The following is a 4,853-nucleotide window of genomic DNA, read 5'->3' on the forward strand; positions in this document are numbered from 1 at the left end:
GGGGGGATGTCCAACTTTTGGGGTGCAGTTCACTTGTTTCAGACGGCCTTTTATATTGGATAAAACGAATAAGGAATATAGTTTCCTTTTAAGGATAAAAACGTAAATATGAGGCTATTTAAAGGTTCAAAATACGTCCATACTCCATGGATAAGTAAGACCCTTTGAAAAGTACTTTCTACGAGAATATATTTTTCAATATGCGTCAAATCCACTATGCACATACTGACTATCTCTATTGATCAAAACTACAAATCCCAATTACCCTTCAAAATCTATTCGCTATACGAAACAGATTCAATAAACAAAGGCCGTCTGAAAATCTATTTTCAAAGTTTTCAGACGGCCTTTATCTTAGACCAAACAATTAAGCGTAATGTCTGTCTTCTCCTTTACCGTCAACGTTGTCGGCACAACGTTTACAGATGGTTTCATGGCCTGCAACTGCGCCCACATCGTGGGTGTAGTGCCAGCAGCGTTCGCATTTTTCACCATCGCTGGCTTTAGCGGTTACAGCAAGTTCATCACCTACTTTCACTTCTGCTTTAGACACCAGCAAAGCAAAACGCAATTCTTCGCCCAAAGTGTTCAGATAATCGGCAATTTCTTCCGGAGCCGTAATTTCGGCTTCGGCTTGCAATGAAGAGCCGACGGTTTTATCCGTACGCAAAGGCTCGATGGCGGCAGTTACTGCTTCGCGTGCTTCGCGGACTGCCGTCCATTTTTTCACCAGTTCGGCTTCGGCTTTTTCGTTGATGGGCGGGAACTCGTGCCAAGTGTGGAAGAGGACGCTGTCTTCTTCGCCGCCGCCGATGATGTCCCACGCTTCTTCGCCGGTGAAGCACAAAATCGGTGCAATCAGCAGAACCAAACTGCGCGTGATGTGATACAGGGCAGTTTGCGCGCTGCGGCGTGCATGGCTGTCTGCTTGGGTGGTGTAGAGGCGGTCTTTCAAGATATCGAGGTAGAACGCGCCCAAGTCTTCCGAACAGAAAGAAACAATGTCTTTTACAGCAAAATGGAAGGCATAGCGCGGATAGTAATCGCCTGCCAGACGCTCTTGCAGCTGACGTGCCAATACCACAGCGTAGCGGTCGATTTCCACCATATCTGCCTGTTGTACCGCATCTTCAATAGGATTGAAGTCGCTGAGGTTGGCAAACAGGAAGCTCAAGGTGTTGCGGATACGGCGGTAACTTTCGGTTACGCGTTTGAGGATTTCTTTGGAAATCGCCAATTCGCCGCTGTAATCGGTGGATGCCGCCCACAGGCGCAGGATGTCCGCGCCGAATTCGTTGTAAACTTCTTGCGGTGCGACAACGTTGCCAATGGATTTCGACATTTTGCGGCCGTTTTGGTCAACCACGAAACCGTGGGTCAGAAGCTGTTTGTATGGTGCGCGACCCATGGATGAGGCGCAACCGGTCAACATAGATGATTGGAACCAGCCGCGGTGTTGGTCGCTGCCTTCGAGGTACAAGTCAGCCGGCCATTCCAATTCTTCGCGTTGTTTCAAGACGGAGTAATGGGTCGAGCCGGAGTCGAACCATACGTCCATGGTATCGGAAAGTTTGTCGTAATTTTCGCAATCTTCCGCACTCAAGAGTTCGCTCTTATCAAGAGAGAACCATGCTTCGATGCCTTTTCCTTCGATTTTTTGAGCAACTTTTTCCAACAACTCGGCAGAGTTTGGATGCAGTTCACCGGTTTCTTTGTGAACAAAGAAAGTCATCGGCGTGCCCCAATAGCGTTGGCGTGAAACCACCCAGTCAGGACGGCCTTCAATCATGGCTTCCAAACGCGCGCGACCCCATGATGGGAAAAATTCAGTGTCATCAACGGCTTTGATGGCTTTATCGCGCAAGGTTTTACCGTCGTCACCTGCTTTATCCATACCGACAAACCATTGGCCGGTCGCACGGTAAATCAACGGCGTTTTGTGACGCCAGCAGTGTGCGTAGCTGTGTTCGATTTTGCTGCTTGCCAAGAGGTTGCCGGTTTCTTCCAACCATTGCAGGATAACGGGATTGGCTTCCCAAACGCTCATACCGGCAACGCGCGGCGTTTCGCTGATGTATTTGCCTTCGGCGTTGACGGGGTTGTAAAGCTCGATGCCGTATTTATTGCAGACAGCGTAGTCTTCCAGACCATGCGCAGGCGCAGTATGAACCAAGCCGGTACCGGCGTCGGTGGTAACGTGGTCGCCGTTGAGCATGGGAATATCACGCTCGAGGAACGGATGATTCATGTGCAGGTTTTCCAGCTTGTCGCCGGTGGTTTCGGCAAGAATAGCAATGCCGTCTGAAAAACCGTAACGTTTGAGCGCGTCTTCTGCCAAATCTTTGGCCAACACCAATTTGCCTTTAGGCGTATCAATCAGTTGATACACCACGTCTGCGCCAGCTGAAACGGCTTGGCTCGCAGGCAAAGTCCAAGGCGTAGTTGTCCAGATAACGGCAAACGCTTTGCCTTCGATACTTGCCAAACCGAATGCGGCGGCAAGCGCGGCATTGTCTTTAAACGGATAGGCAACATCAATCGCAGGCGATACTTTGTCTTTATATTCCACTTCAGCTTCGGCCAATGAAGAGCCACAGTCCAAACAGAATTGAACCGGTTTCGCGCCGCGGTAGAGATAGCCGGATTTGTAGATTTCGCCGAGCATACGCACAGTATCCGCCTCGGTTTTGAAATCCATGGTCAGATAGGGGTTATCCCAATCGCCCAACACGCCCAAGCGGATAAAGTCTTTTTTCTGACGGGCAATCTGTTCGGCGGCGTATTCGCGGCACAATTCGCGGAAACGGGCTTTAGGCATGTCTTTGCCGTGCAGTTTTTCTACCATCACTTCGATAGGCAAACCGTGGCAGTCCCAACCCGGTACGTAAGGCGCGTCAAAACCGGCTTGGGTTTTGCTGCGGATAATGATGTCTTTGAGAATTTTATTGACGGCATGACCGATGTGGATGTCGCCGTTGGCATACGGAGGACCGTCGTGCAGAATGAATTTCGGACGGCCTTTGGCGATTTCGCGCAGTTTTTGGTAGCGTTTTTGCTCGTACCAGCTTTTCAGCCATGCAGGCTCGCGCTTGGCAAGATTGCCGCGCATTGGAAACGGGCTCTCGAGCAGGTTTACGGTTTTACTGTAATCGGTCATTTTTTAATCTCTATTGTTGCGGTATTTCGGTTTCAGACGGCCTGATTGCTCATTTTAAAAGGAACAGGCCGTCTGAAAAAATTCAAAGGACTTATTGTAGCCCAATTGTCTTGATTTTATAAGCTTCTAGAAGCGTTTCTATGCTTCCCAAACCTTCGCATCTTCTATATCTTGCAAAATTTGGGTTTTCAATGCTTCGATACTCTCAAATTTTTTCTCGTCACGCAGTTTGTGCAGAAAGCGGACGAAGATACGCTGGCCGTACAAATCGCCGTTGAAATCGAACAGATGGACTTCCAGCTTTTGCGAGCGGTTGTTGCTGACAGTGGGGTTAAAACCAAAGCTGGCAACGCCTCGGCGCGTGCCGAATGTGCCGTCTGCCTCAACGACAAATACTCCACTTAGTGCATAATGATACGGAGGAAGCTGGACATTGGCGGTAGGCGCGTTGATGGTGCGGCCGAGTTTTTGCCCATGTTTGACCTTGCCGCTTAACACGTAATCATGGCCCAACAGTTTTTTGGCGTATTCCAACTTGCCGTCTGAAAGGGCTTGGCGGACGGCGGTACTGCTGGTGCGGATGTCTTCAACGATAACGGACGGCGTGCGCTCGGTTTGCATATCAGGCTGTTGAGCCAAGAGTTCAAAACAGCCTTCACGGCCGGCACCGAAACGGAAATCGTCGCCAATCAGCAGATAACGCGTATTGAGCGTTTGGCGCAAAAACTGGTCGATAAACGCTTGTGCACTCATATTGGAGAAAGCTTGGTTAAAACGTAAGACCCAAACGGCATCTACACAACTGGTTTCACGCAAAAGGCGCAATTTGGTACGTAGCGGGCTGATGCGATAAGGCAGCTTTTTCCCGGCTTTACGCGCAAAAAATTCTTTGGGCTGAGGCTCAAAAACAACAACGACAACAGGCAGACCGCGCTGGTCTGCCTCTCGTTTGAGTTTTTGTAGAATGTGTTTATGCCCGAGGTGTACGCCGTCGAAGTTGCCGATGGTTACGGCGGCTCCTTGCGGAAATTTGGGCGCGTGTCGCTGTCCAAGCCAGATGTTCATGGGTGGTGGTATTGTGTTTGAATAGGCGGCTATTGTAAACGTTATTGCCGTTTCAATAAACCTTAGGCCGTCTGAAACCAATAAATATATGCTTTCAGACGGCCCTAAAGTTTGTTAATACCTTACCACCACCAAGGATAACGGCCAAACGGATAGCCCCAATCGTCGTAATAGCGATAGTAGCGGGCTTCGCGCAGCTGTTCTTGGGAAATATAGTTTTGCCATGCCATTTTGTAGCAGGCTTGGAACATCGGATCGGAAACTTTATCGATATATTTGAGGCGGAAGGCTTTTTGTTCCGCAGTTGCGGTACCGGGTTTGCCTTCTTCGTCAAATTTGCGGCGGATCAGAGCGGCAGTCTCTTGGTCGCATTGGGCGGCAAGATTGACTTGAAGATCCTGCTCATAGCGTTTCTGCGCTTGGGCACGTGCGGCTTTTTGCTCAGGCGTGGTGGCGCAGGCGGCAAGCAATGCAGCAGCACCAATCAATAAGGTCAGGCGAATAGGATTCATCAGATGTTTCCTTATACTCATGTATGGCTATTAATGTACGCCCTCATCTTGCAATGAGCAAGTGTGGCGACTTGGGGACACTTTATATGTAGAAATTAGTAGAGTTGTTTACAGTATTT

The 4,853-nt window shown here is 49.4% G+C and carries 3 protein-coding genes; all 3 read right to left on the minus strand.

Going from position 1 to position 4,853, the window contains the following annotated elements; genetic code table 11:
* Positions 1–367 precede the first annotated feature (367 nt).
* Complete coding sequence (ileS, locus tag HMPREF2872_RS00325; protein ID WP_070630378.1) at positions 368–3,157, minus strand: isoleucine--tRNA ligase; 2,790 nt, start codon at positions 3,155–3,157, stop codon at positions 368–370.
* 138 nt (positions 3,158–3,295) lie between these two features.
* Complete coding sequence (gene ribF / locus HMPREF2872_RS00330; protein ID WP_070630379.1) at positions 3,296–4,222, minus strand: bifunctional riboflavin kinase/FAD synthetase; 927 nt, start codon at positions 4,220–4,222, stop codon at positions 3,296–3,298.
* Positions 4,223–4,344: 122 nt separating this feature from the next.
* Positions 4,345–4,734: a hypothetical protein gene (locus HMPREF2872_RS00335; RefSeq protein ID WP_070630381.1), complete on the minus strand. Its 390-nt coding sequence runs from the start codon at positions 4,732–4,734 to the stop codon at positions 4,345–4,347.
* Between the last annotated feature and the right edge of the window lie 119 nt (positions 4,735–4,853).

It is taken from the genome of Neisseria sp. HMSC069H12, from assembly GCF_001812735.1.
GTDB lineage: Bacteria > Pseudomonadota > Gammaproteobacteria > Burkholderiales > Neisseriaceae > Neisseria > Neisseria subflava.

Bases quoted from the DNA above. Each gene is read 5' to 3' on its own strand.
- ribF (WP_070630379.1), bottom strand. From the start codon at position 4,222: ATGAACATCTGGCTTGGACAGCGACACGCGCCCAAATTTCCGCAAGGA.
- HMPREF2872_RS00335 (WP_070630381.1), bottom strand. From the start codon at position 4,734: ATGAATCCTATTCGCCTGACCTTATTGATTGGTGCTGCTGCATTGCTT.
- ileS (WP_070630378.1), bottom strand. From the start codon at position 3,157: ATGACCGATTACAGTAAAACCGTAAACCTGCTCGAGAGCCCGTTTCCA.